Source organism: Aeribacillus sp. FSL M8-0235 (assembly GCF_038000355.1).
Taxonomy (GTDB): domain Bacteria; phylum Bacillota; class Bacilli; order Bacillales; family Aeribacillaceae; genus Aeribacillus; species Aeribacillus composti.
The window spans coordinates 1,916,000-1,942,324 of sequence record NZ_JBBOBW010000001.1; the positions used below are offsets into that span (position 1 = coordinate 1,916,000).

The following is a 26,325-nucleotide window of genomic DNA, read 5'->3' on the forward strand; positions in this document are numbered from 1 at the left end:
TTTTCTATGCATTAGCCCTTTTCGTACAATCCCCTCTTAGACGCTTGACATCCTCTTTTGGAGGCAGCCCAAACATGCGGGAATATTCGCGGCTAAATTGCGAGGGGCTTTCATAGCCGACTTGAAAGGCGACATCGGCGGCATCGGTCGATTCAGTTAATAACAAGCACCGGGCTTCTTGGAGCCGCAGTTGTTTTTGAAACTGAATTGGGCTCATCGCTGTTACCTCTTTAAAGTGTCTATGAAGAAAAGAAACACTCATGTGGGCAATGTCTGCCAACTCTTCAATTCGAATAGGTCGATTATAGTTTTGTTTAATATATTCGATCACGTCTCTAATTCGATAAACAGAGCTCCCTTCGATTGCGATTTGTTTCAGCACATCTCCATGCGGCCCTTGCAAAACGCGATACAAGATTTCCTTCGTATAAATAGGAGCTAGGACGTCAATATCTTTCGGAGTGTCAAGCAAACGAACGAGTCTTATTACCGCATCGAGCAAAGGGAGCTCAATCAGGCTGACAAACATCGCCCGCTTAGCTTGTCCGTTCAGGCCGGTTCCAATTTCCTCATCCCTTAAAATGCCTAAAATTTCCCCAGGCGTCAATTCAATTTTCAACGCCAAATACGGCACATCTTCAGTTGCTTCTACTACTTGGGCAATAACCGGCAAGTCAACGGATGCCACAAGATAATGGGTAGGACTGTAAGTAAAACGTTCCTGTGCCAGCCAGACGTCTTTTTTCCCTTGGACAACAAGGCATAAAGAAGGGCGTTGAACGCCGTGACTCGGAGCCGTCACCCCCGATTGGCGGAACAAAAATAAAGCAGGAATCGCTGTTGCGTGAACCCCATCTTGCCCTGTATGGCGCTCAACGAGTTTGGCCAGTTCGTTTTGTTGTTGATAAATTTGTTCAGACATAAAATCCTCCTTCGCTTTTATTCTTGCTAGTTTCATTCTAATACATATTCATCGGCTGCATAAGTGGTTGTGAGAGGATTAGGCAATGATTTGCGATGATTGTGATACCGGTCTCTTTTGTAGTTGCGGCATAATGAAAGATGCAAAGAGGTTTTCCATGAGAAATAGAGGAGGTATATATATGCAAACAGTTACGTTGAACAATGGCGTCAAGATGCCGATCTTAGGCTTTGGCGTTTACCAGATTACCGATCTAGATGTATGTGAGCAATGTGTATATGACGCCTTGATGACCGGCTATCGCCTCATTGATACGGCCGCCGCTTATCAAAATGAAGAAGCGGTTGGCAGAGCAATCAAACGGAGTGGCGTGCCAAGAGAGGAAATATTTGTTACCACAAAACTTTGGATTCAGGATGCCGGTTATGAGAGCACAAAGAAAGCATTCGCAAAATCACTGGAAAGATTGCAATTGGATTATTTGGATTTGTATTTAATTCATCAGCCATTTGGTGATGTATATGGCTCTTGGCGCGCTATGGAGGAATTGTATCGCGAGGGAAAGATTAGGGCAATTGGAGTTAGTAACTTCCAGATGGACCGCCTGGTAGATTTGATTATTCATAATGAAGTAGTTCCTGCTGTAAACCAAATTGAAACACATCCTTTCTGCCAGCAAATAGAAAGCGCGAAACTTATGAAAGAGTACAATGTTCAGATAGAGTCTTGGGCGCCTTTTGCTGAAGGAAGAAATAACATCTTCCAAAATGAAGTTTTAGTATCAATAGCTCAAAAGTATAATAAATCCGTTGCTCAGGTGATTTTACGTTGGTTGACGCAAAGAGGAATCGTTGCGATTCCAAAGTCTGTTCATAAAGAAAGAATCATCGAAAACTTCAATATCTTTGACTTTGAATTAAGCCAGGAGGATATGAAGATGATTGCTACGTTAGATACGAAAAAGAGCTTGTTTTTTTCACATAATGATCCTGAAATTGTGAAATGGCTCTGTAACCGTAAATTTGATATTTAGTGTTCTTATCCAACATAACGAAATGAAATACGGAGAACCGTGTCATAAGTGATGGCAAACTTCAGTTAGTTGAAAAAGGATTTGATTTTAATTTGTAGAAATTATCGGTGTGGAAAATAGTTCTTTTTAGAAAGGAGCATTCCTGTTAGAAGTTTTTTCGGGGACTTGAATAAAAAAAGCCCTCTTGGTATGATTCGGGGGTGTCAATCGGATGAATTGACCCCTAATTTGGATACCAAGGAGGACTATACATGAATTCTATCTCAAACAAGAAGATTAATCAAGTCACCGATCAAACGCTCGTCGTTGGCATGGATATCGCGAAAAAGAAGCATTATGCCTGCTTTGTGGATGAGCGAGGGAGGGTGCTAAAAAAATCGTTTCCCGTTCCGCAATCCAGAGAAGGGTTGGAATGGTTGTACCAGTGCATCGTGAAAGCGATGGAGGAATTTGAAAAAACGGAAGTGATCGTTGGCATCGAGCCAACGGGACATTATTGGCTCAATCTCGCTTACTTTCTTGACGAGAAGGGCATCTCTCTCGTGATGACAAACCCGATGCACGTGAAGCGCTCCAAAGAGCTAGACGACAATCTTCCAACCAAGCATGATGCGAAAGACGCGCTCGTCATTGCCCGGTTAGTGAAAGACGGCCGATTCAGCTATCCGCGTATTCTGAAAGGGATGGAGGCCGAACTGCGCGCAGGGGCGACGTTTCGATCCAAACTCGTGGAAGAGCAGGGGGCGGTTCGAAATCAGATGATTCGCTGGCTCGATCGGTATTTTCCGGAATTTACGCAAGTCTTTCCGTCGTTTGGGAAAATGGCGCTCGCTGTGCTGGAACAGACGCCGTTTCCGTCGGATTTAGCAGGGAAAGAGATCGAAGAGGTTCTCACCCTTTACCGGCAAAGCGAGGGATTACAATCGCCACAAAAGCCGAAAGCGAAGAAGCTGATGGAACTGGCCCAACACTCCATTGGCGTAACGGAAGGACAACAGATGGCCCGTATCGAAATCGCCACACTTGTCCGCCGGTACCGCCAATTGGAGGAAGAAATCGAGGCACTGACCCAGCAACTAACGGAACTTGTGCAAACATCCGTGGAATACGAATGGCTCAAAACGGTTCCGGGCTTAGGGGATGCGACTATCGTGGAACTGTTATCGGAAATCGGGAGTTTTTCCCACTATCAGGATCCGCGCCAATTATTGAAACTTGCGGGCCTGACACTGCGGGAGCATTCCTCCGGCCAACACAAAGGGCAAAAACGGATCTCGAAGCGTGGAAGAAGGCGGTTGCGCGCCCTCCTCTTCCGCGTGATGATGCCGATGATCCGCCACAACGAAGCGTTTCGACAGTTACATGAATATTACACGACACGGCCCGATAATCCGTTGCGCAAGAAGCAATCCATTGTGGTGTTATGCGGGAAATTACTGAAGGTACTGCACGCTGTGTGTACGAAGCACCAGGCGTTCGATGCGAAGCGAATGATGCAGGACATCTTTGGTCTCGAAACGGCGGCTTGATGCCTGCATGCCTTGTGATTCCTTAGACAACAAGGATGACACGGAGAAGCTGGCACGATATCATCCATTCGACCTTGAGACCCTAAAGGAGCTTAGCCGGCCTCTGCCTGATGACTAGACCGAACGAAGGAATGTAGGCACAAGGATGCCCAGAGACATGGGAGGGTTCGTCATCATCAGCGATGCAGAGATCCAAGGTGCATCACATACATTTACCACCATTACAACCAAATTAAACCAGTAGTGGCAGCGAAGCGCACCCATCCAATGTCATATATATACAGATTTGAGAAACAAAGTTAGAAAACGTGTCGAAAAAAATTTTTTTGACACCCCTGAAATGGCTACAACCATTGATATATCAACATTTATAGAGGGAGGAAGACGCTTAAAAAAGTTCTTGGAGCCTGAAATTTGGAATGACTTTGAGAAGACATATACAGATGCTAATTATGATAATATCTGGAATTCATTATTCTTACCTGAATCCGTGATGAATTGAAATCGACTTTGATTTTGTTGTAATTTTGATGGATTGATAATCCATAAAACCCTTTTTATGCTTATGACCTATGTCATCTCTATTTCCGAAAATGGAACAAATCTCTTTTTTAGGTATACGAACCAAAAAAATAGACAAAAAAGCACAGGGAGTGACGTTGGACATCAGTGCCCGAACATTCGTTCGTTATCTTGCCTCTCTCCATTTCTGATAGACGTTCAGTAGGGGCTCGCTATAGCCACTCCTTCGCGTCAGTTTCATCCAGATCTGTCGTGATCGACGGACGAGTCGCCCTGCCATCGTGATCACCGTCTGAATAATCGTCTTGATGCGGCGGCGTTTCACTTTGTGGTGCAACGGATGTCTCGGATCGCTTAATAGATCTTGTCCAATCAGACGAAGAAGATTGTAAACGAAGGCTCCCATGACCAACACGAGCGCATTCGTTTTCATCTTCCCAGATGGAAGCCGCTCTAAATCTAAGTCGCTCTTCAGTTCGCTATGAAACTGTTCGCATGTCGCATGGTCATGATACAACGCGAGCACATCGCTCATTCGAACATGCTCGTATCCTTTGAGCCGCACCCAATAGCTTTCCACTTCATAATCAGGAACGAGCATCAGCTGTCCATTGCGTTCCATCGTCCGTTCCGTCACTTGGGTGACTTGAACGTACGTATACGTGTTTCCATCGATCGCTGCCTTCTGTGGAAGGCATAGCTCATAGGTTTGTACTCCTTCGCTTTGTCCATCATCGACACGTTTGCCCTTTTGCGAAGCGATCTGGAACCAAAGCGCTGTCGATTCTCGGCGTAAGTTTCGCTTGATGACAAAGTCCACGTCTTCCTTTAGGCATACGTGCCCATTCGCTTCTGCATCGTTTCCTGCATCCATGCGAACAAGCAGACGAGATGAAGTCAGTTGACGAGCTCGACGGATAGCGGTGACTAAAAACGAGGGCATGTTGTCTTGCACATGTTGTTTCCCTGGACGCAACTCGGCATGAACGAGATACCCTTCCTTCCCTGCATACGCAAACAACGGTGTAAAACCGTCAAATCCTTTATACGTTCGACTGACTCCTTCTTTTTTCGTATCGGAGTTGTCAAATGGGGAACCATCTATATCAAGGGGAAGCCATGTCGTCTTTCCTTTGGTCCAACAAGGGGACAAAGTGGCATGTCGTTGAATCAACAGACGTATGGACTCCTCCCAAAGAATCGTTTCGGTCATCGGAAGACAAGCGAGCTGATCGAGTCGTTGTCGCAAGGTTGGAGAGGAAGGCACGTGCTGAATCCCCATCGATGCCGAAAAGATATCGTCCTGACGATACGCTTCGATATGATCGAAATCCGTTTTTCCTGTGGCAAGCAAGCCAATCATCGAGCGAATGACATCGCTATGGGAAATGTGCACTTCTCGACGAACCGTTGGAAGCCGAAGTGCGTTTACCCGTTTATCCAGTTTCGTTCGATGGAGTAAGTAGCCAACGAGAGCAAGCCCAGCACTTGGGGTAATCGCTTCATCTGTCAATACAAACCGAATCGGGAAATCTTTCATCACATCACCTACTTGATGAAGAATCGTCAACGTCGTTTTCCCTTATCGTATCAACGGTTTGCGACCATTGTAAAGATGTTTTGTCACGGATTCAGGAGTAAAAAAAGATTCCCTGTTTTGATTGTCAAATTATTGAGAGATTCTCTAATCGACAAAGAACAAGCAGGAGTATATCCCGCGCGGCCGTTTTTTGACTCCCAGCGAACCGCATATACAATCTGTTCGTCCTCGAAAAAGCCGCTTGAACAAGCGTATTTTTTCTTCAGGGGACGATTGGTTAGTAACTATCGAGCTAGTCGAAGTGACAGACTGATTATTTTCTTTCTTTTGCATCATAGCTGAGAGAACTTGTTTTAAGTATTCATAAAGCCTACAAAAAGCTATCCTAAAGAAATAGCAAAAAAGTAGCAGTTAACAATTTGATGAAGAATAATTAAAATGAGGGATGCTATAATGAGGATATAGAGTATTAAGAAAACGGTGGTGATAAATTTGTTATCACAGCAAGAAATACTTAACGAAATGTCCAGAAACTTAGATATATGGAAGGAAAAATATGGTGTAAAACGGATAGGTTTGTTTGGTTCGTATAGCCGGGGAGAACAAAAGGAGTCCAGTGACATTGATGTGTTAGTAGAATTTATGGATCATGCCATGACATTCGATAATTATATGGAGTTAAAATTCAATCTGGAAGATCATTTTCAAAAGCCGGTAGATTTAGTCATTTTAGATGATATCAAGCCATCATTAAAGTCGAGTATTTTAAGGAGTGCTAAGTATGCGGAGAGAGCCTAAAGTCTTTTTACAAGATATTCTTGCGGCTGCAGAAAAAGTTGAAAAATACACCAAGGGCTTATCTTATGATGATTTTCTAAACAATGACTTAGTGTCGGACGCGGTAATTAAAAATATATTAGTGATTGGTGAAGCAACGAAAAACATTCCAGACGAAATCCGACAAGCACACCCGCATATCGAATGGAGAAAGATGGCTGGCATGAGAGATATGATGATTCACGGCTATTTCTCCATTAATTATCGAATTGTCTGGGATGTTGTTCAGAATAAGATTCCTAAGTTAAAACAACATGTTGAACAATTACTAAGTGATTTTTAATAAAGACCAAATTTTTTCAAGTTAACATAGAACGTAGAGGATGATAATCGATAATAATTTACTCTCGTCAAAATCGCCCTTGCTACATTCGTATTTTCAACCGGCGTTGTCGTAAAATCTCTAGTTATTCATCGAATGTAGTTGGGGCTTTAACATTTGGAGTTTCTTCTAATCCCATAAAAAATCCCCATATAGACAAAATATCCCCGCCTTGGTACGAGTTATTAAGAGGCGGGGTTTGTTACTCATGGTATTTAATTTTGTCAAACAGTCGATATGTAAACAAAAACAAAGTGAAACATTATGCCCACTCTCTATATTTGTCCTTGATAATGAATTAAAACAACTTCATCTGTTCCTCATACAAACTGTTTTTTTCATCTAACACATAGCCCATGGCGCGGTATCCCGCCAATCTTTTTTCAAACATCTTTTGCATCATCGGGATGTTTTTATCCACGTAGTCATATACACGTACTTCTTGTTTATTCGCATGAATTCGATGCAAGCGTCCAACATATTGTTGCAGGGTGCCTTTCCATGAAATCGGCATGGCTAAAAATAGAGTATCTAACCTCGCATCGTCAAATCCTTCACCGATATATTTTCCTGTTGCAATCACTAATCTTTCCATGTCATCAGGAATGGAAGAAAGTCGATGCAATTGTTCCATCCGTTCTTTTTTCGTCATATTCCCGGAGAGTACAATAATATTTTTAGCAAATCCTTTAAATAATTGCTTTAAAATTTCAACATGTTCAATTCGTTCTGTTAAGATTAGCGGACAACGGCCTTCTTCAAGCGCAGACAACACATCATCAAATAATTGCTGATTTCGCTGTTCATTGAGTGCTGTTTCTTTATAAAGTTGCTGAATATCGTTGTGTGAGGACGTAAAGTTCGTGTACCTTGGAATTAAACGATGAACAAATGGCCTTACTTTTGCTTGGGTTTTCCCGTCAATTTTATAACGAATAGGACCACATTGCATGTGAATAACAGGGTGTAAACCATCTTTACGAATCGGTGTAGCCGTTAGACCATACACATACTTGGAGCGAACTTGTTTTAACACTTGTTCAAAGCTAAAGGCAGAAATATGATGGCATTCATCGACAATGATTTGGCCATATTGAGTAATAAATGACTTCAACTGACCCTTGTAATTTAAGCTTTGAATGGTTGCTATATCAATTTTTCCTGTTATTTTGTTTTTTCCGCCGACAATTTGTCCGATTTCTTTTGATGAAATATTAAGAAACGTTGATAATTGCTCCAACCACTGTTGCATCAACTGTGTCCGATGAACAATGACTAGCGTATTAACTTTTCGTTCCGCAATAAGAGCGGCCGCTATAACTGTTTTACCAAAACCAGTGGTTGCTGAAAGAACACCTGTATTGTGTTTCAATAATTGCAATATGGCATCGTGTTGCTGAGAAGTTAACTCACCTTGAAATTCCACCTCAATCGTCTGTCCATCGAATTGATCATCAATGATTTCAGTTTGAATGGATAATGACGATAAAAGGTTAATAACCTCCTCCAAACAGCCGCGCGGTAAGACTAAATATCCTTCCTCATCCCAAGAGCAATTAATCACTCGTGGTATTCCGTATGTAGACATGCGATTTTTCTGAGCTTTATAAAATTCAGGATTCGCTAATGTTGCTAGTTTCGTCAACTTAGTTAAAAGAGAAGAGGGGACTCTATCATTTGGAATGTATAGACCATTCTTTAATTCAATAGTAATTTTCTCTGGATAAACTTCGTTTACAGTAATAGATTTATTTTCGTAAAGCTGTACCACATCTTGTACTTCTTTTTTTGTCATCGTTTGAACAGAAGATAGATACAGCCATTGGTCTGGATAAGGAGTAAAGGATTCATCGACAAATACACTATTGCCGTTTATCCTTGGCTTTCGCTGAAGCGGCAATGCGATTAAATTTCCGAATCCGCCTTTTGGAAGCGTATCTTGATTCGGGAATAATCGATCATAGGAGTCTAAACCTATTTCATATCGTTTTTCCATTGTTTTAGTGAGCAATGTCATTCCCATTTTGCGAGCTAATGAAGCAGGAATCGCTTCGGAGAAGAAAATCCATACGTGTGCACCATTCCCAGATCTTGAGCGTTCAATGCTATACGGTACGGAAAACTCTTTACATACACGAACAAACGCCAACACATCCTCTTGCCAATTCTTTTTGTCAAAATCAATCGCCAAAAAGAAACACGTTTCATCTTTTTGCATCGGATAAATTCCAACAGTATGCTTCCCACTTAAATGATCGTAAAGTACTTGATCATTTAGCGGTAGCAATGTTCGATGCGGACACTCACTGCATTTGATCTCCGGTTTTCGACAAAGAGGTGGTTGCCACTCATAGGAACAAGCAGGTGTATATCCCGCACGGCCGTTTTTTGACTCCCAGCGAACCGCATATACATCTGTTCGTCCTCGAAAAAGCCGCTTGAATAATCGTATTTTTTCTTCAGGGGACGATTGGTTGTTGACTATAGAACTAGCCGTAGTTACAGAATTACTTTTTTCTTTCTTTTGCATCATCGTTGAAAGGATGTGTTTTAAATATTCGTTTTCTTTTCTTAAACGTTTGCATTCTGCAAGTGCTTGTTGCAACTGAATCCGGATATCCATGACTTTACCTCTAAAACATTTATTTAACTGTAATGATATTGTAAAGTATTGAGTTAGATGTGTAAATTAAGCAACTCTTCATGCTAGTATTTAATTAAACTACTTAATTCATTTAAACCACTGTAAGGAAGAAAGACTTATCATTGGAAGCGAAGGAATTTAGCAGTTTTTGTCGAATTTAATCTCTAATGAACGTTTTTAAATTAAATTTAAGCTAAATGCAGAAAGGAATCTTTGTTAAGAACATCAACCATCCTGCGAATAAAAGAAAAAAGGTTAAGACAACAATGTTCTATTAATCAAATAGATTCACGGGAGGTTGTTTAAAAAGTAAGGTGGTTTTGTAATATGGATAGAACTACTATTTTTATAAGTTCTGTTGCACAAGATGCTCTTTCCTCTATACGAAACGCTGTATTTGAGGAATTAAAAAATATGGGGCATGAACCTATTCGTTTTGAAGATAGTATGCGATATATTCACCAAGATGCCATCCGAACTTGTTTGGAATACGTATCAAGAAGTGATATCTTTCTACTATTTATCGCGGATAAAGCAGGAACATTCTTAGAGGATGAAGGGAAAACTGTTACTCACCTTGAATTTTTACGTGCATATCACGAAAATAAACGTCTTATCGTGTATGTTCACGATATAGTTCTTGATACCTATTTTCAGACGATCAGACCTCAAATAAAACAATCATTAGTACAGTATTTAAGCGAATACGGTAAAGAACCGGATTCAATGTTGAAATTTATAAGCGAAAACATTAAAGAGCAGCCTCATGTTGCCGAAAATTACGTATGGTACTTTCTTTATGATGCAGAACAAAAAGGGATATATTTCGAAAAATGCTCATTAGGTGTCGAAATTCTTTCAAACATAAAAAGCTATCTTTCAGCTCTTTTCAAAGAAAGCCTTCAATACTTAAATATTCGTTCTGAAATAGAACGGAGCTTAGAACATGTAGAATTATACGGGGATTTTTATGAACTATCACTTGAATTCATAAGTTTATTGCGGAATGGGCAAATTACAAATTGGAGAAGGCTATTAGCGCTTTTACGATCTAAGATGGTCGGCTGCAATATTTACTCTACAAATACAAAGTACCAACAAGAAGCTATAGGAGCATTAATGGACTGTAAAGCCGTAACTCTTTACGAAAAAAGAGATAACCAGATGATTTGCAAAGAATATGATGGATTAACAACTCCTGAGAACTTTTCATTAGATGATACTTCTTCTTACGTTGTGCAAACATATAATGATCATAATCATAATGAAAAGCTATACTATTCACTGGAAAAAAGAATATGTTATTTCTTGTTTAAGGTAAAGACTTACGTATTTTGCTTTCATCTGCCCCTGCTAGGAGAGTGGGATTATTATAAACTGAAGGCTTACCAAGAGAATATATTTAATGCTATACTTGAATCAAAAGGATATTCTTATTGTTACTTTATCAAAATGCTGTTAGGAGGTCTCTCAAATGAACAATTATAAAGAAAATGTAATATTAATCGCCTCCGCACCACATGGATATGGAAAAAAAGTTGTAACGAATCGTCTTAGTCAAATGAAACGTGATCACGCAAACTTACAAAATAAACTTTCCCAAATAAAAAGTTCATTTCGTCATTCAAAATAAACGCTCATGATGTAAAAAATGCTCTACTGATAGAAGGAGTAAAATCCATTTCTTCGAATGTTTCAAGTTTGCACGTTCTACAATTTCAATATTTTCAAGATAGCAGTAGAAGCCCATCTATCACCAAAGTATTCAAGAAGAAGGTCAGCAGAACTTTATGAAAAGAATGCCCAAACGGATATCATAAAAGAGTTGTTTGGAAAAGCAATTGGAGGGGACATGTCTGTATTCGAAAAGTTGGAGAAGTTAGATAAATTATCTAAGCAGATGCAGAAAGGAATTTTCGTTAAGAACCTCAACCATCCTGCGAATAAAAGAAAAAAAGGTTAAGACAACAATATTGCATTAATCAAATAGATTCTAACTTCATAAATTCACGACACAAATGAACCCCCTGAAGAAATTCTCGAATTTGAAGGAGTAACCATTAAGGATACACACCATGAAAGCTTTGCAACAGCAGTAAAAAAGTAAGAATTTTCTTAGCCATGAAAAAGTACGTGGAAGCATTGCGCTTATATGAAGAACTGTATCAAAAAGAACCACGAAATTTAAATTATCGTTATAAATTAGCTGTAAGTACTCCTCATGATTACGATGATTTAGAATAATAATTCATCTAATCGGATTTTCTTACAGGAAAACGCGGTGTTTTAATTTGCGGGTTGAATATTAATGCATGAAATCTAAGAAAATCAAGTCGATCGGTTTGTTAAATTAACTGCTTTTTAACGATGTTCACTTTCTTAACCAGATAATTAAATAAATATTGTGTATACATCAACTTCCTTTGAAATGCTTGTTGCAACTGAATCCGGATATGAATTTTGATTGGTGATAGAGATTTATAGAAAAGTTATTGTAACTGCATTGGAGAATCATTTAAAACCACGTGGATTTGAAGTTAACTAAGTAAAAAAGAAAATCATATTCGTTTATATATGAGCGGTCGTAAAACCATTAAGGAATTTTACGACTGGATTTATCATGACAAAGGATTGTACTTAAAACGCAAATTTGAAGTGTTTCCGGATCAAAATTTGGATACAGAAATATTGCAAAATGCGAAATGAAAAAGAATAAAACAAGCTGTTGCAGAAAGAAAAAAAGCTTTTATCGATGAATATCGAAAAAAAATTATTGCATTCATCGAGCATGTGAAACTGCTTGAATTACATTAGGAACGTATTATACATGGTTGTTAAAACGTGACAAATCATTTAACGAAGAATTTTATAAAATTAACGAAAGGGCAGTTAAGTAGTCAATAGCTGCTTTATATTTTTTAGATTTTAGTTTACATAATATATATTATAGGAAGTTATAAATGGATCTTGTTTCACTAAAGAGATTACTTGTTGTGATGAGACGAAATAAAAAAATGAAACAAATTGTATTTTAATTGCATTTAATGAATTTCTTTTTAAATTGTAAATTTACATTGCAATTTAATTAATTGATCTTTAAAAATTGATCTTAAAAAATCGTTATGATTTGCTGCGTGTTTAAATTCATTCCATGATTAATTTAGGATTATGATTTATTTATTTTTATTAACGCTTCATTTTTGTTTGTTCTATATCCCGAAGTCCGTTCATTCATCTCCTTCTAAGTTTACATAATATATTTATGTTTTAAAAAAACTCCACTCATACCCTCATCCTCATGATTTGAGCGGCAAAATCAATGAATTATTGCCGCTCTTTGCCGCTCTTTTACTTCTCTTTTCCATTTTGTGGTATAAATTGGAAGCGATCATTAAAAAATGTTTTGTAGCCGAATTGCAGTGATAAAAAAGATGAAATCCCTACACTTCCGGCAATGCCGATCAAAATCACAATTTGATATTCGATTGCAACTAAAGGGCTTGTACCTGCGAGGATTTGACCTGTCATCATTCCCGGCAAAAACACTATCCCCATACCGACCATGTTATTGATAGTCGGCAAAATAGCTGAATCAAATGCAGAGTTTACGATTGGTTTTGTTGCTGCATCGGGTTTAGCACCTAACATGAGCGCCCCTTCAATCAGATTCTTTTGGGTAGCAAAATTTTCGATCATTTCTTTCATGCCTAGCGTTATACCGATCATTGAATTTCCAATAAACATTCCGGCAATCGGGATAAAGTATTGAGGTTCATACCAAGGCTTAAAATGAATGACGATTAGATTAAAATACAACAGGCTGACGAGAGAGCCGATAACCATTGACAGCACAATGACCAGCTTCAATTTTTTCGATAAAGGCTTATGAAGCTGTTTAAATATATTATAAACGGCAAACGATTCCATGAAACAAAGCACCAATAAGACAATCCAAGGTGAAGGATTTTTAAAAATATACATCAATATGTATCCGACTAGCACAAGTTGAATCGTCATCCTGGCAGTTGAAAGGACAATTAATTTTTCACGTTTAATTTCTCGTTTTTTTACAAGCAATATTAAAATAAGAACAAATAAATATGCTGCCGAGAGCCTCCAAAATTCGATGTTGATAACTTCTTGCTTCATTGATTATCACCTGTTGGTTTATTTATCGTAATAACTTTATCTGCATATGTTTTTGGTATTGTATCTGAGTGTGTTACCATAATAACCGTTTTTTCTTTTTCCTTTGAATAACGAATGAATGCATCCATGATTTTCTCTTCAGTTCCTTTATCTAGCGCAGAGGTTGGCTCGTCTAATAAAAAAACTTCTGGATCCATTAGAAAAATTCTGGCTAGTGCAAGTCTTTGTTTTTCTCCGCCGGACAATTGTTCTACGTCATCCTCTAATTTTTTTTGCAAGCACACAAATTTTAGTGCTTCTTTCAACTTTTCATCGTCAAGAGGCTCTTTTTCAGATAAAATTCTGCCGAAATTCAAATTCTCTCGAATATTTCCTTCAAACATTACTGGCTGCTGTGAAAGCATCACAACTTCCCGTCTTAAAGCGATTGGATTCCATTCAAACAATGACCGGCCTTTATAAACAATTTCTCCTTGATCTGGCGACAGCATGTGATTGAGCATTTTTAAAAGTGTTGTCTTTCCTCCCCCGCTTTGGCCAATGATGCACGTTACTTGTTTTTCTTCAATTTTCAACTCGTCAATGTATAGAATATCTTTGTATCGTAAATTTTTGATGTGAAACATGTAAAACAGCCCTTTCTTCATAAAAAGCGAAATCCCCTGTTTTGATTATGAATAAAGTTGCAAATGATTCAAACCATTATACTTATTAAACACTTCTCTCTTTATAAAAAGCTTGGCACTCTTATTTATTTTATTTCGTGCAGCAAACCACTGAAAATTTTTTATTTCATTTAATGTCGGAACAAAGGAATGGAAAAAAGATAAAAAATTTGAATTTTATACCTCTTGTTTTAAATAAAAAAAGCTTTTTGAATGAAATTTTAACGTATTTGGAGCATTTTGTAAAATTTTTTGCGAAGCGGAAAATCAATGTTATTGAAAGGAAAACGCCTTTTGATCATGAGGGCTTAATGAAGATCGACATTTTGCGTCTTGAAGCAGTTTTCTTCCCTGCTTTGGAGAAATGATCAGAGGAGCTTAAAAAAAATTTGTCCTTAACCTTTCGTTTTATCCATCTGCCTCAGCAATCCAACAATTTTGGGGCTCTAGACACTTCATAAGCCCCTGGCCTTTTTTTGCAAAACGGGATGCAAAAGCCTTCAACTCGATATGATAAAATTTTTTCTTTAAAACAATAGAATAACTTGTGAAATAGAGCTGATTGAATCGTTCAGAAAGAATTACATAAATCAAAACAGACGGCAACGAGGCGGTTATAGGACGGCACGAGAACACCCCGACAAGCTCGTTGTCCACAACGCTTATGCAGCCCTTCATCGATGATAATGAAGAAGCTCTTATATGCCGAATGAAAAATATGTACAGGGCTCCTTAGAAATTTTTCCAGTTCCAAGAGCCCGGATTGCGAAACATTTGATATGATCATGCTTTTTTCAAAAGTGTCTCTTTCCTTGTAGTTTTCAGCAGCAGAAATCAATTATTTGCATTTTGGCGTCCTTTTATTGTAAGTTGATTGGTTTCATGGTAACTAGTTTCTTTCTGCAGCTAAAAATTCTTTTCTATAATGATCAATTACCTATAAAAGTTATAGTTCACGGCGGAAGTCACCGCTTTTGCCGCCTGTTTTCTCCATTAAATATGTTTGGCCGATGACCATTCCTTTATCGATTGCTTTGCACATATCATACACGGTTAAGGCGCAGACGCTCGCAGCAGTTAATGCTTCCATTTCAACCCCTGTGCTTCCTTTTGTTTTCACAAATGAATGGATCATTAATTCATATTTGTTTTCGTCGCATTTCCATTCAAATTGAATATCCACCGCTTTTAAAGCAATCGGATGGCACATTGGAATGATGTCAGCCGTGCGTTTGGCGGCCATAATTCCAGCTACTTGCGCTACTGACAGAACATCTCCTTTTTTGACCCGTGAGCTTGTGATTTTTTCATACACTTCTTTTGAAACAAGAATACTTGAGATGGCATGTGCAGTACGGACTGTTTCCTCTTTCTCTGAAATATCTACCATTTTTGCCCTTCCTTGCTCATTTAAGTGAGTCAGCTTCTTCATGTTTTTAACCTCCACTCATCGGCGGAATAAGGGCGACAACATCCCCATCCCGAATGATGTCATCTTCTGCAGCAAATTCTTCATTGATGGCAAAAAGGACGGAGGATAGGGCGGGCAGTGAATATTCTTTTTCCAACCGTTCGCGGAGTTGTTTAACAGTTATTTCTTGATATGGCAATGTCATCTCCTTTTTATTCAGCTGCTCTTTTAGTTGGGCGAAAAATAAAATTCGGATCATGACTTCATCTCCTTTGGAATGCCTTTTTCATAAGAAATCGTTTCTTGCTGATTGCCGATCCACAATGAGCCATCCTCCCAATGCTCTTTCTTCCATATCGGTACCATTTCTTTAATCCGCTCGATGGCATAACGGTTTGCTTCATAAGCATCAGCGCGGTGAGGAGTAGATACGGCGATGACGACCGCGGCATCCGTAATTTCTAATCGTCCGATACGATGGACAATGGCAACCTTAGCATTCGGAAACTGCTGTTTAATTTCAGCTCCGATTTGTTCCAGTTTTTTTTGAGCCATCGATTCATATGCTTCATATTCTAAATACAATGTTTTTTTTCCTTTTGTCAATTCCCTTACAGTTCCGATAAATGTAACGATAGCTCCGGCATTTCGATCCACAACAGCTTCGATGACACGTGAAACATCTATCGGTTCTTTCACAATTTGAAACATAATTATCCCTCCAAATATAATATAAAATGGAATTATTGTCTCATTTCCAACAGCTTCTCCTTTACATAGTTCACGATCCAGCTGATATACAAATCTTCATCTTTAATAAAAAATGAATGTTTTTCTTTCAAAGGGATCGAGCTAATCGATGCGATCACATTTGATAAATCAAGCAGATGAAGATCTTTCTCATCACGGATACAGACAATTTTCGGGTATGGAGCTTTTTTCAATCCTTCGATAATCAATACATCAATTGAAAAATGCCGGTAAAGTTCCATAATGTTCGAAAAATGTTCATTCGCTTTTATTTCAGCTTGCAACAGCAAAGTTTCTTCCCCTAGAACCGCTGAAACAACAGCACCAGCTTCCCAATGCCGATACGTATCTTTTTTTGGAATATCCGGTTTTCCACCATGACCGTGATGTTTAAAAGTACCGACTTTTATCCCATGATTGGTCAGCTCTTTGATGCATTTTTCAATTAGCGTAGTTTTTCCGCTGTTTTGATGCCCTACCACTTGTAAAATCATCATAGCCAACTGGAGGCTCCTTCTTCATCTTCGATTAACAGCACGTTAACTTCACTGCCTGCTTGAAATCCTCTGCTTCCGCCAGGCAAAACAATTAAACTATTAGTATGAATTAAGGATGAAACAATATTTGATTTGTCCCTTCCAATCGGATCAGCTACTAGCTTTCCATCATGAAAGGACAATTTTGCTCTCACAAAGCGCGTGAACGGATTCGGCTTTAAAAAATCTTTCGTTAAAATCGCCCGGGCTCGTTTTAAATAACAATTTTTTTGTCCGAGCATCGCCCTTATATACGGACGGACAAACAGCTCAAAACCGACATAACAAGCGGAAGGGTTGCCTGAGAGGCCGAACAAAATTTTGTTGCCGACAACTGCTGCAGAGGTAACACTCCCTGGACGCATGCCGATTTTATTGAATAAAACTTGGGCTTGAAGATGCTCGTACACCTTTGGGATATAATCAAAATCGCCCACTGACACTCCGCCTGTTGTGATGATAATGTCGGCCATTTGCATTGCTTTTGTAACAGCTTGAAATACATTTTGAAATGTGTCTTTCACAATTCCGTATAAAATCGGTTCACCGTGAGCTCTGAAAATTTGTGCCTGCAGCATATAAGTATTGCTGTTGTGAATTTTTCCTTTTTCCAGCGGTTTATACACTTCAAGCAATTCGCTCCCGGTTGCTATGACGACAACCTTTGGGCTCTTCATAACCGGAACGTAATGATACCCGAACGTTGCCAGAACAGCGGATATTCCCGGAGTGATCACGGTTCCTTTTTCGATAAGCAAACTGCCCTTTTTCATATCTTCTCCGATGCGGGAGATGTTTTCTCCTGCCTCAACTTTTCTTTTTATTTGCACATATGTCTTTCCGTCTTTTCTGAATTCCTGTGTTAATTCCTTCATGATGACGGCATTTGCACCTTCTGGAATGGCAGCGCCAGTCATAATTTTAACGGCTTGAAAAGGTTTTAAAGATTCTTTCCAAACAGAATCTGCTCCTTGAGTCCCGACGACTTCCAAAACTGCTGGATTGGAAGCTGAAGCGGCCTCGGTCGATGCTGCCCAAACAGCATAGCCGTCATAAGGGGATCGATCAAATCCAGGCACATCCGTTGTAGCAGTTATATCTTGACCAAGCACACGATGAAAGCTGTTTTCGATTGATACATACTCTATTTCACCTTCATAGCTTTTTTCCAACACCCGGTCGATTGCTTCCTCTACTTGAATTGGCTTTCGCAACGCTCCCATTCCTTTCCACCCTTCTTGCCCCCACCCGATACTACCAAGGAACATTTATTTTGTTTTGGAAAAGGAGGCTTGAGGAAAAAGGTTATTATGAACAATATACTGGTCATATTCATCCTTTGTATTAATATTGATGAAAGCATCGTCATCATTGATCTCAACATATCTAGTATGAATATTTGGAAGAAAATGCTTCAGGCTTAACTTATTTTGTTCAAGGTGCCATCGTATTTTTTCCTTCACTCGATGATGGTACATGGCGATCAATGGCTGAATATTTCCGTGAACGCTAGGAACAATCGCTTCACAACCGTCATTTCTGTATAATTGTAATTTTTTCAACAAATGCGCATTGATAAAAGGAGTATCACAAGGTAAAACGATATACCATTCGGATTTGAATTGGGACATAACGGAATAAATGCCGGCAAGAGGTCCTTTTCCTCGATACAATTCGAGATCTTGAATATATGTCAGCTGGTTCCTTTGCAGCCATTTCGTATCTATTTCAGGATGTATGACAACAACCACGTCTTTTGTGATACATTGCAGCGCTTCGATGCTATATAAAATAAATTCCTTTCCATTTCTTTTCGCAAATGCTTTCGGTTGCCCAAACCGTTTCGACTGTCCTCCTGCCAGCACAATCCCGATCATCTTGTTCACTGACGATTCATCTCCCAAACAAGATGGCGAAGTTCCGGCAAAATCAGCTTTTCCATGGCAAGACGAACCGCATTTGTAGATCCCGGCATGCAAAAAATGACTTTTTGTCCAATTGAACCGGCAAGTGCTCGACTAAGCATGGATGCGCTTCCAATTTCTTTATAGCTTAAATAACGAAACAATTCCCCAAAACCAACCATTTCTTTGTCAAGCAATTCTTTTACCGCTTCTACCGTCACATCCCGTTTTGTAAAACCAGTCCCGCCGTTCAATAAAAAAACATCAATTTCGTCAGAAGCCTCTTTCACAGCAGATTGAATGGCTTCCCGTTCATCTTTCACAATCTCGTAATCTATTATTTCCATTTGTTCTCTCGTTAATAATTCGATGATTAATGCACCGCTTTTATCCGTATCCTTCGTTCTCGTATCAGAAACGGTGATCACTTTGCAGCGAACAGGGTCATTTGCCTTGCTGCGATGTTCAGATACACTCATCAATCACACCTCACCCGCCAATATAAGACATTTCCACACGTCTTTTTGCAGAAAGAGCATTGATCCTTCCTCTTTCTTCGGAATAACGATCGTCCCGAGCCTGCCAAACACGGGTGATCTCATCCAATATTTCTTCACCGCTTGCTCCCTTTCGCATTTTAACTAATAAATCAACGCCGTTTGAGGCAAATAGCATGTATACTTTTTACCGTCAGCTGATAGGCGCATTCGCGTGCAATCAGAACAAAAAGCTCCTGATAAGGAAGAAATAAAACCGCCTTCCACATCCGTACCTCGGTATCGATACCTTGTGGTAACCGCCAAAAACGTTGACTGAACTGGTTTAAGAGGTATTTCTTGGTGAATCATATCATGAACTTCTTTGCTCGTCAAAACTTCGTCCATTTTCCAACCGTTTAAGGTTTCGACATCCATATATTCGATGAAGCGGATCGTCATTCCTTTTTCTTCAAAAAAACGAGCCATCGGTAAAATTTCGCTCTCATTTATTCCTTTTACAACCATGTTCACCTTTACCGCCAGACCTTGTGCAACCGCTTCTTCAATTCCTCTAACAATTTCCTCAGACTTTGCTTTACCTCCGTTCATTTTAGAAAAAATTTCGTTATTTAAAGCATCTAAACTGACATTGATCCGGTTCATGCCCGCTTTTTTTAAACGCTTGGCATATGATATTAAAAATATCCGTTAATGGTCAATGAAACGTCTTGAAGATCTTGAAATATTTTTTAACATCGATATTAGTACATCAATGTCCTTTCGTCCCCCCGGTCAGACGAATTTTTCGAATGCCTAAACGTAAAGAGGCTGGCCAAACGATATATTTCTTGAAACGTCATTAGTTATTCCCGTTTTATAAAAGAATACTGTCTTCCTTCCATTTCAGCATACAGTATACACAACGAAAATTACATCGGTCTGTCACCGAAATGCGCAAATTCAATAAAGGGCGGTTAATTGATCTCGCAACATCTTCCTCTCCTTATACATTCATTCTTCATATGTTACAGACAAGATAAACAATAGAATGAGATCTCTGTCCCATAAATTCGAATGATCATAAAAGGTTAAATTAATTGTAAAAAAAATTTTCTGAAAAAGAAACCTATTTGGAATACATTTTACCAATTTATCATTTTTTTTATGGCTAACATGATGGGGCTCTATATAATGAATTGAGAAAGCAAAATAGATACACAAAAATATTTTACGATTTCGGCAAACGGAGGCTTTCATAATAGAATCAGCAGTTTTCATTATGGACAATGTACCAATGCTTGGCGACTTGATGGAAAGAATGGTTATTATATTAGAAAACCGTTCATCCATCAACAGGATCTTCTTAGCTTTTTCCATTTCGGGTCACCTGTCGAGAATCCGTCCAGACTCGAAAAAACTCAAAGTTGATTGAAAAAAAGATACTATCGAAAAACAACTGATAGAAAAATCATTAAAGAAAACCGCCGGCAACAAATCCGAAGCTTCCTGAGAATTAGAGATTTCACAAGTTACACTTTACAATAAGATGAAAAAATACCAGCTACCTAAATAGATGAACAACTTCTCAATCGTTTTCGAGAATGGCATTAACTTGGTTTACGCCCCGCTTTTTTCTTCTAGCACACTTTTCAGGCAACCATCTTTTTGATGTCAATGACATACTTTCAATGTTAGAATGATCTTTTTGCAATAGCGCTTTGTCCGGGTTAGACGTATTTTTCGCACAATGGCCGCTGACCATATTAGCAAAGAAATAAATTTCCCTACATGCCATCAGCTGTTTCCGCTTTAAAAACACACACTCTCCTTTCTATTTCAAGCAAAACAATATCCTTAGCGAAATGGTACCGATCTTTCATTGAAAACTGAAACATTTTCTAATGATGTTGCAACATCTTCCCTTCCCTCAATTGGAAGGATATATGCCAATACGGCATCACGAATCAATTATTCATAAACTTTTCAAAAGTGATGCCGATGAAGTGAAGCAAATCACAAATTGCGGGAATTGTTTTTACTATGATGAACATTGATAAAAAAGATGGAAAGGAGAATATGGATGGGAAAAACTGTTGAATTAGATGTTCGCGAAGATTTAAAGAAGAAATTAGAGGCGTTTCAAAAAATCATGGCGGCCATTCAGCCTCTTGCACAAGGAGATGTATTTATTTTACACGCTCCGTTTAAACCCGTTCCGCTTTTTCCTATCATGAAGAAAAAAGGGTTTTCTTATCAAGCGGAAAAAATAGAGGATAAACATTGGAAAATTACCTTTGTTAAAACGGAGGAATGAAAAAATGATACTGGATAATCGCGGCTTAGAGCCCCCACAACCGATGATGCGGACTTTAACGGCATTAGCAAAATTAAAAAAAAGGAGAAACGTTGAAAATTATTAATGACCGCCGCCCGATGTTTTTATTTGAAGAGCTTGACGATCTCGGTTATACCTATCAAACGCAAAAGCGCAGTGATGGAAGCTATGAAATAACGATTGAAAAGAAGGATGACGATGATGACGGCTAATCATACTTATGAAACGAATATTCGAATCCCTTTTTCGTTTATTATTTTTGGCTTGCTGGCGTTTTTCCTTTCTCAAATTCTTTTATTTCTGTCAACTCGTCAGCTTTCAACCGGAGAAATGCGCCTTCCTGTCGTATTGTCAGCTGTCCATTTATTAGTGATTGGCTTTGCTTTAATGACAGCCATGGGGGCCATGTATCAGCTTGTTCCAGTCGTGTTTTTAACCCCGATATGGAATGAATCATTTGCTTTTATCCAAATGGTCGTCACGTCATTAGGAATACTATCTTTTAGCATCAGCCTGGCCTTTAATATTCAAATGGCTATATTTTCAGGCTTGCTTCTTACTTGCGGGATTGTAATGTTTTTATGGCAGATGTTCATGACATTAAAAAAACAGAAGAAAAGAACGGTCATCACTTTATTTGTTGGTACCGCCCCCATTTGTTTGCTCCTAACGATCGGGCTCGGATTGACGCTTGCCTATCATTTTTGGAGCGGCAGACAATTAATCGATCATGATTTGATTTTCAAAGCACATATATTGCTGGGATTTTCCGGCTGGTTTACACTTCTTATCTTCGGATTTTCTTACAAAATGGTTCCGATGTTTTCATTGGCGCATCATTTTTCAATGAACACGGCCCGATATGTCTACATTTTTTATATAAGCGGTCTTGTGTTAACTTTCATCAGTTTTATAACGGCAAATGACCGGTTGTTATCAGCAGGGCTTCAATTGATGGCTGTCGGATATGGGTTGTTTGCATACCATATGTTTGCCATTTTAAAGAAAAGGATGAAGAAAAAACTGGATAAACCTTTTCTGTTTGCTCTTTTGGCCATTGTTTTTGGAGTCATCCTGCATATAGCGGCGGCCGGTTTTTCTTTTCAAAGTGAAATCCATTCCCGCATCTTTTCCATCATCATCTACTGTTATCTGTTCGGCTGGATTGTATTAAGCATCATTGGCTATTTATATAAAATTGTTCCTTTTCTATGGTGGACACACCGGTATAGCAAAAAAATCGGCAAAGAAGCGGTGCCGACTTTGAAACAAATGATAAATGAAAAATGGATTGTGATGGAATGCTGTTTATTTGTTGCGAGTCTTATCGGCATGATCGCTGCTCTTGCCTCTTCAAGCACTGGTCTATTTTATCTTGCTCAAGGAGGAATGGTGCTGTTTTCTGGATTATTTGCCTGTACGATTGGCTCCGTATTGCTGAAATAAAAAATGAGGGAACGATTTACTGAAATATAAAGGGTGATGTTACAATGGAAATAAAAGCAAAGATCTTGGAAAAACTGCAAAACGTTTTAGATCCTGAATTGGGAATTAATGTTGTTGATTTAGGACTGATCTATAAGATTGAAGTAAAAGACGGAACTGCATTCATTTTAATGACATTGACTACACCCGGCTGTCCGTTGCACGACTCAATAGCAGGCGGTGTGAAACGCGCGTTGCGTGATATTGAAGGCATTCAAGACGTAAATGTCCAAATCACTTGGAATCCGCCTTGGTCCCCTGATAGAATGAGCGAAAAAGCATTAAGGCAGCTAGGGTTCCTTTCCTAAACGTTTTTCAAAGACTGTTCCTTTCCTGAAAGGGACAGCTTTTTTTATGAAAGAAGTCCCAATTATTTTGGTGTTTTTGGCTCTTCTTCCAGCTCCCAAACAAACGGCATCACATTTAAAATTTTCGTTTAATCGTTTCCCAGCCAAAAAAATCCCCTTCCAGGAAAATTTTTTACAAATGCTGTCTTCCTGCAGGGGATAATAGCTGCTCCTTGTTTTTCCGGAGGTGTCAACCAGGAAAAAAATGTAACTGAAATCGCAAATGACGTTTCTGCCATTCCAATGAAAAAGCCCAAAATATCGTCATTCCGTAAGAATTGGCAAAACTGATGCCAACTAATGAGACAATTAAAAATAATAAAAGCAAAGAATACATTTACCGTCGGCCATACCGGTCAGTCCAAATTCCGAGTGGAATTCGCATGACAGAACCTAGCAGACGGGTTGGCAACTTAGATGCTTTTTTATGTTGATGTCAGGTTATAAATATCTTGGAACGTACTTGCTAACGGAGATAAAATTCGCCATACGGCAAATGCAAATGTCATGGCTAAAGTGGTGACTGGCAGTAATGCTTTTTGTTTCACCAAAATCCCCTCCTAAACAGATGAATGGTGCCATCATCTGTACCATAAAAATAGGCGGGGAATGTTTGTGAACTTTATCATATAATTATTGATTGCCAAATAATTGTTAAAATTTCACCTCAACAAAAATGTTTTTCTGATTTTTGCCCATTCAATCAAATTGAAAAGCCGCTTGCGTTTCCAACGGTTTAAACTTCCCGTTTTTGGCGAAGCGCTTTAGGAATGTATACACAATAAGGCTCACTTTCCAAATAGTCGCCTGTCACAGCATACGCTCTTGAGCGTGAGCCTCCGCAAACAAAACGAAATTCGCAAACACCGCATTTTCCTTTATAAAGATTTGGATTGCGTAATTTTTGAAATATTGGTGAAGTTCTGTAAATATCGGCCAGTGATGCTTGTCTCACATTTCCCGCTTTGATTGGAAGCAATCCGCTCGGGTAAACATCGCCAATATGGGAAATAAACACAAAACCGTTGCCATCATTTACTCCCTTCGGAGCACGGCCGAGTCCGTCCACTTCCCCTGTAGCCCCTTTAAACAAAATATCTTCATAATGGATTTCTTTTCCATCTATTTGCTGTTCGCGCATTTTGGCTTGCAAGACGACACGACGGTAATGTTGTCCGGCAGTCGTTTTAATATCAAATGGTACACGTTTGCTCTTTTCATATAACCAACGAAAAACTTGTTCATGTTGGGCAGGAGAAATCATATCCGATTGTTTTCCTCTTCCAGTTGGTACGAGGAAAAAAACGCTCCAAAGAACGCAATCAAGTTTTTTAACAAAATCCGCCATTTCTTCAAGAACATGAACATTGTAGCGTGATACAACCGTATTAATTTGAACAGGAATCTTAAATTCATGCAAATATTTGATTCCTTGCATCGTTAAATCGAAAGAACCTTTTGTGCCGCGAAAATGATCATGAATTTCCGCATTCGGGCCGTCCAAACTAAATGCCCAACGGGAAAGCCCGATATCTTTTGCCCTCTGCATCACTTCTTTTGTTACATTTGGAGTTGCACTCGGCGTGATTGAAACACGCAATCCCTTTTCAATAGCATATTCGGCAAGAGCGAATAAATCCGGCCGCATTAATGGATCACCGCCGGTAAATACTAATAGCGGCTGGTTCATCGCAAAAATATCATCAATTAATTTTTTTCCTTCCTGAAAAGTCAACTCATGGGGATCACGATGATATTGCGCCTCGGCTCGGCAATGCAAACAATTTAATTGACATGCTCTCGTCAACTCCCAAATGACAATAAAAGGGTTTTGGTCATAATCCATCATCACATACAAACTCCTTTCTTTAAAATGAAAAATATCTCTGCTTCTTCTCATCATATAAAAAGGTGAAATTTTCGAAGTGAAAGCCATCACACTTTTCGGTAAAAGGGAAGAAATGATTTTTACGATAAAGTCATTCTTTTGACAAATGTTCAGCTGCTGCGGATCTTCCCCGTGATTGCTTCGGTAATTCGCAAATGGATGAGGTGGTCTGCCCTAAACCTTAAGTATGTTAGACACCTAATTTTTATTGGTAACTATGATTTACATCACACGACTCATTTGTAAAGAAACGCTATAATATGAAACGAAAATCAAAGTTGAAATAAAGGTGTGATACCATGACAAATAGCTGGGTGTTTGAAAGATTAAGAAGCGTTCCCCTTTTCCGTGAACTGTCTGATGAAGAATTGACTTCCATAGTTGCTATCTCTCAAGTACGTACCTATCAACCAAAATCATATGTATTCATGCAAGGCGACATGCTGGAAAACGTATATTTCATCCATTCAGGAACTATTAAAATATATAAAACGGACAGAAATGGAAAAGAACAAATCGTTTCCATCTTGCAGAATGGAGAAATGTTTCCCCATACCGGATTTTTTCGCAAAGGATCTTACCCTGCTCATGCAGAAGTTATGGAAGAATCTACATTAATTGTCATTCCCATCAAAGATTTTGAGGAAACGCTTATGCTCTTTCCGGTATTGTCCATCAAATTGTTTCGTGTGATGAGTGAAAAAATTATAGATTTGCAAAATCGGTTAGAAGAGCAAATTCTTCATAATACATATGAACAAATCGTATTGTTGCTGTTGCGGCTTACCAAAACGAATGCACTGCCGCAAGGAAAACTTTATCGTTTGACAACCCATTTAACGAATCGGGAATTGGCAAATATGATCGGAACTTCCCGTGAAACCGTAAGCAGAACGCTTAACCAGATGAAGCGGAAGGGTCTTATTCTTGTTGATGACGACGGATATTATTTGGTTGATGCTGAACAATTGGAGAAAGAAATCTTTATGTAGCGGCCGCCAAAAAGAAAACTGTTTTTTGATGAATG

The 26,325-nt window shown here is 39.0% G+C and carries 27 protein-coding genes and 2 pseudogenes; 14 read left to right on the top strand and 15 right to left on the bottom strand.

The annotated features are described in order from the left end of the window. Positions 1 to 4 precede the first annotated feature (4 nt). Positions 5 to 922 carry an AraC family transcriptional regulator gene (locus tag NSQ71_RS09205; protein ID WP_066248617.1) on the bottom strand — a complete coding sequence of 306 codons (918 nt, stop codon included), beginning with the start codon at positions 920 to 922 and terminating at the stop codon, positions 5 to 7. Positions 923 to 1,103: 181 nt separating this feature from the next. On the opposite strand from NSQ71_RS09205, the gene NSQ71_RS09210 reads away from it, so the two are divergent. The 3 genes from NSQ71_RS09210 to NSQ71_RS09220 all read left to right on the top strand — a co-directional run bounded on the left by NSQ71_RS09210 (position 1,104) and on the right by NSQ71_RS09220 (position 3,986). After that, positions 1,104 to 1,955 carry an aldo/keto reductase gene (locus NSQ71_RS09210; protein ID WP_066248614.1) on the top strand — a complete coding sequence of 284 codons (852 nt, stop codon included), beginning with the start codon at positions 1,104 to 1,106 and terminating at the stop codon, positions 1,953 to 1,955. A 251-nt stretch (positions 1,956 to 2,206) separates the two neighbouring features. Beyond that, positions 2,207 to 3,484 (top strand): IS110 family transposase, encoded by a 1,278-nt coding sequence (locus NSQ71_RS09215; protein ID WP_340733756.1) that lies wholly within the window; start codon positions 2,207 to 2,209, stop codon positions 3,482 to 3,484. Positions 3,485 to 3,824: 340 nt separating this feature from the next. Beyond that, positions 3,825 to 3,986 carry an aminoglycoside 6-adenylyltransferase gene (locus NSQ71_RS09220; protein WP_340733758.1) on the top strand — a complete coding sequence of 54 codons (162 nt, stop codon included), beginning with the start codon at positions 3,825 to 3,827 and terminating at the stop codon, positions 3,984 to 3,986. Between the two features lie 186 nt (positions 3,987 to 4,172). On the opposite strand, the gene NSQ71_RS09225 is transcribed toward NSQ71_RS09220, so the two are convergent. Then, on the bottom strand, positions 4,173 to 5,546 hold the full coding sequence (locus NSQ71_RS09225) for an IS1380 family transposase (RefSeq protein ID WP_066248651.1): 1,374 nt from the start codon (positions 5,544 to 5,546) through the stop codon (positions 4,173 to 4,175). Positions 5,547 to 6,068: 522 nt separating this feature from the next. On the opposite strand from NSQ71_RS09225, the gene NSQ71_RS09230 reads away from it, so the two are divergent. After that, the gene (locus tag NSQ71_RS09230; protein ID WP_066248648.1) at positions 6,069 to 6,344 is read left to right on the top strand and encodes a nucleotidyltransferase family protein; all 276 of its coding nucleotides are present in this window, start codon (positions 6,069 to 6,071) and stop codon (positions 6,342 to 6,344) included. Continuing rightward, the gene (locus NSQ71_RS09235; RefSeq protein WP_066248612.1) at positions 6,328 to 6,666 is read left to right on the top strand and encodes a HepT-like ribonuclease domain-containing protein; all 339 of its coding nucleotides are present in this window, start codon (positions 6,328 to 6,330) and stop codon (positions 6,664 to 6,666) included. Before NSQ71_RS09230 ends, NSQ71_RS09235 begins: the two co-directional genes overlap by 17 nt. Before the next feature lie 337 nt (positions 6,667 to 7,003). Here NSQ71_RS09235 and NSQ71_RS09240 read toward each other — a convergent pair whose 3' ends face one another. Further along, entirely contained in the window at positions 7,004 to 9,328 is a 2,325-nt protein-coding gene (locus NSQ71_RS09240) for a TOTE conflict system archaeo-eukaryotic primase domain-containing protein (RefSeq protein ID WP_066248608.1), read from the bottom strand. A 348-nt stretch (positions 9,329 to 9,676) separates the two neighbouring features. Here NSQ71_RS09240 and NSQ71_RS09245 point away from each other — a divergent pair, with 348 nt between their 5' ends. The 3 genes from NSQ71_RS09245 (at position 9,677) to NSQ71_RS09255 (ending at position 11,593) form a co-directional block, all read left to right on the top strand. Then, positions 9,677 to 10,837, top strand: coding sequence for a DUF4062 domain-containing protein (locus tag NSQ71_RS09245; RefSeq protein ID WP_340733762.1), 1,161 nt, complete (start codon positions 9,677 to 9,679; stop codon positions 10,835 to 10,837). Next, entirely contained in the window at positions 10,824 to 10,982 is a 159-nt protein-coding gene (locus NSQ71_RS09250; protein ID WP_165381934.1) for a hypothetical protein, read from the top strand. The genes NSQ71_RS09245 and NSQ71_RS09250 overlap by 14 nt, the downstream gene beginning before the upstream one ends. Before the next feature lie 488 nt (positions 10,983 to 11,470). Continuing rightward, positions 11,471 to 11,593 (top strand): hypothetical protein, encoded by a 123-nt coding sequence (locus tag NSQ71_RS09255; protein WP_261308750.1) that lies wholly within the window; start codon positions 11,471 to 11,473, stop codon positions 11,591 to 11,593. A 1,104-nt stretch (positions 11,594 to 12,697) separates the two neighbouring features. On the opposite strand, the gene NSQ71_RS09260 is transcribed toward NSQ71_RS09255, so the two are convergent. From NSQ71_RS09260 to moaA, 10 genes and pseudogenes are all read right to left on the bottom strand, one after another. After that, a complete protein-coding gene (locus NSQ71_RS09260) occupies positions 12,698 to 13,498 on the bottom strand; it encodes an ABC transporter permease (protein ID WP_063387658.1) in 801 nt (266 codons plus the stop codon). Continuing rightward, positions 13,495 to 14,124, bottom strand: coding sequence for an ABC transporter ATP-binding protein (locus tag NSQ71_RS09265; RefSeq protein WP_063387700.1), 630 nt, complete (start codon positions 14,122 to 14,124; stop codon positions 13,495 to 13,497). Before NSQ71_RS09265 ends, NSQ71_RS09260 begins: the two co-directional genes overlap by 4 nt. Before the next feature lie 985 nt (positions 14,125 to 15,109). Continuing rightward, a complete protein-coding gene (moaC, locus tag NSQ71_RS09270) occupies positions 15,110 to 15,595 on the bottom strand; it encodes a cyclic pyranopterin monophosphate synthase MoaC (RefSeq protein WP_340733767.1) in 486 nt (161 codons plus the stop codon). A gap of 4 nt (positions 15,596 to 15,599) precedes the next feature. Further along, positions 15,600 to 15,833: a molybdopterin converting factor subunit 1 gene (gene moaD / locus NSQ71_RS09275; protein WP_063387661.1), complete on the bottom strand. Its 234-nt coding sequence runs from the start codon at positions 15,831 to 15,833 to the stop codon at positions 15,600 to 15,602. Beyond that, positions 15,830 to 16,285, bottom strand: a complete 456-nt coding sequence (locus tag NSQ71_RS09280) for a molybdenum cofactor biosynthesis protein MoaE (protein WP_130156967.1) — start codon at positions 16,283 to 16,285, stop codon at positions 15,830 to 15,832. The genes moaD and NSQ71_RS09280 overlap by 4 nt, the downstream gene beginning before the upstream one ends. A gap of 32 nt (positions 16,286 to 16,317) precedes the next feature. Next, entirely contained in the window at positions 16,318 to 16,821 is a 504-nt protein-coding gene (gene mobB, locus NSQ71_RS09285) for a molybdopterin-guanine dinucleotide biosynthesis protein B (RefSeq protein WP_201108594.1), read from the bottom strand. After that, positions 16,818 to 18,083 (bottom strand): molybdopterin molybdotransferase MoeA, encoded by a 1,266-nt coding sequence (locus NSQ71_RS09290; protein ID WP_339196239.1) that lies wholly within the window; start codon positions 18,081 to 18,083, stop codon positions 16,818 to 16,820. The genes mobB and NSQ71_RS09290 overlap by 4 nt, the downstream gene beginning before the upstream one ends. Positions 18,084 to 18,128: 45 nt before the next feature. Next, positions 18,129 to 18,737 carry a molybdenum cofactor guanylyltransferase gene (locus NSQ71_RS09295; protein WP_261308752.1) on the bottom strand — a complete coding sequence of 203 codons (609 nt, stop codon included), beginning with the start codon at positions 18,735 to 18,737 and terminating at the stop codon, positions 18,129 to 18,131. Positions 18,738 to 18,742: 5 nt separating this feature from the next. After that, complete coding sequence (locus NSQ71_RS09300) at positions 18,743 to 19,243, bottom strand: MogA/MoaB family molybdenum cofactor biosynthesis protein (RefSeq protein ID WP_094245859.1); 501 nt, start codon at positions 19,241 to 19,243, stop codon at positions 18,743 to 18,745. A gap of 10 nt (positions 19,244 to 19,253) precedes the next feature. After that, a pseudogene (moaA, locus tag NSQ71_RS18540) lies at positions 19,254 to 20,222 on the bottom strand (GTP 3',8-cyclase MoaA). A 465-nt stretch (positions 20,223 to 20,687) separates the two neighbouring features. On the opposite strand from moaA, the gene NSQ71_RS18545 reads away from it, so the two are divergent. The 5 genes and pseudogenes from NSQ71_RS18545 to NSQ71_RS09330 all read left to right on the top strand — a co-directional run bounded on the left by NSQ71_RS18545 (position 20,688) and on the right by NSQ71_RS09330 (position 23,371). After that, on the top strand, positions 20,688 to 20,753 hold the full coding sequence (locus NSQ71_RS18545) for a helix-turn-helix domain-containing protein (RefSeq protein WP_157728047.1): 66 nt from the start codon (positions 20,688 to 20,690) through the stop codon (positions 20,751 to 20,753). 570 nt (positions 20,754 to 21,323) lie between these two features. Beyond that, positions 21,324 to 21,557 carry a DUF2249 domain-containing protein gene (locus NSQ71_RS09315; RefSeq protein WP_340733774.1) on the top strand — a complete coding sequence of 78 codons (234 nt, stop codon included), beginning with the start codon at positions 21,324 to 21,326 and terminating at the stop codon, positions 21,555 to 21,557. Positions 21,558 to 21,561: 4 nt separating this feature from the next. After that, positions 21,562 to 21,790 (top strand): annotated as a pseudogene (locus tag NSQ71_RS09320) (DUF2249 domain-containing protein). Beyond that, entirely contained in the window at positions 21,777 to 23,024 is a 1,248-nt protein-coding gene (locus NSQ71_RS09325; protein ID WP_340733776.1) for a hypothetical protein, read from the top strand. The pseudogene NSQ71_RS09320 and the gene NSQ71_RS09325 overlap by 14 nt, the downstream one beginning before the upstream one ends. Positions 23,025 to 23,068: 44 nt before the next feature. Continuing rightward, positions 23,069 to 23,371, top strand: coding sequence for a metal-sulfur cluster assembly factor (locus tag NSQ71_RS09330; protein WP_063387670.1), 303 nt, complete (start codon positions 23,069 to 23,071; stop codon positions 23,369 to 23,371). Positions 23,372 to 23,835: 464 nt separating this feature from the next. Here the strand turns inward: NSQ71_RS09330 and NSQ71_RS18550 are convergent, their stop codons facing one another. After that, positions 23,836 to 23,958, bottom strand: a complete 123-nt coding sequence (locus NSQ71_RS18550; protein ID WP_277874803.1) for a hypothetical protein — start codon at positions 23,956 to 23,958, stop codon at positions 23,836 to 23,838. Between the two features lie 188 nt (positions 23,959 to 24,146). Beyond that, a complete protein-coding gene (locus NSQ71_RS09340) occupies positions 24,147 to 25,259 on the bottom strand; it encodes a TIGR04053 family radical SAM/SPASM domain-containing protein (RefSeq protein WP_340733779.1) in 1,113 nt (370 codons plus the stop codon). Between the two features lie 338 nt (positions 25,260 to 25,597). Between NSQ71_RS09340 and NSQ71_RS09345 the strand changes: the two genes are divergently transcribed. Further along, complete coding sequence (locus NSQ71_RS09345) at positions 25,598 to 26,290, top strand: Crp/Fnr family transcriptional regulator (protein WP_066248574.1); 693 nt, start codon at positions 25,598 to 25,600, stop codon at positions 26,288 to 26,290. The last annotated feature ends 35 nt before the right edge of the window (positions 26,291 to 26,325 follow it).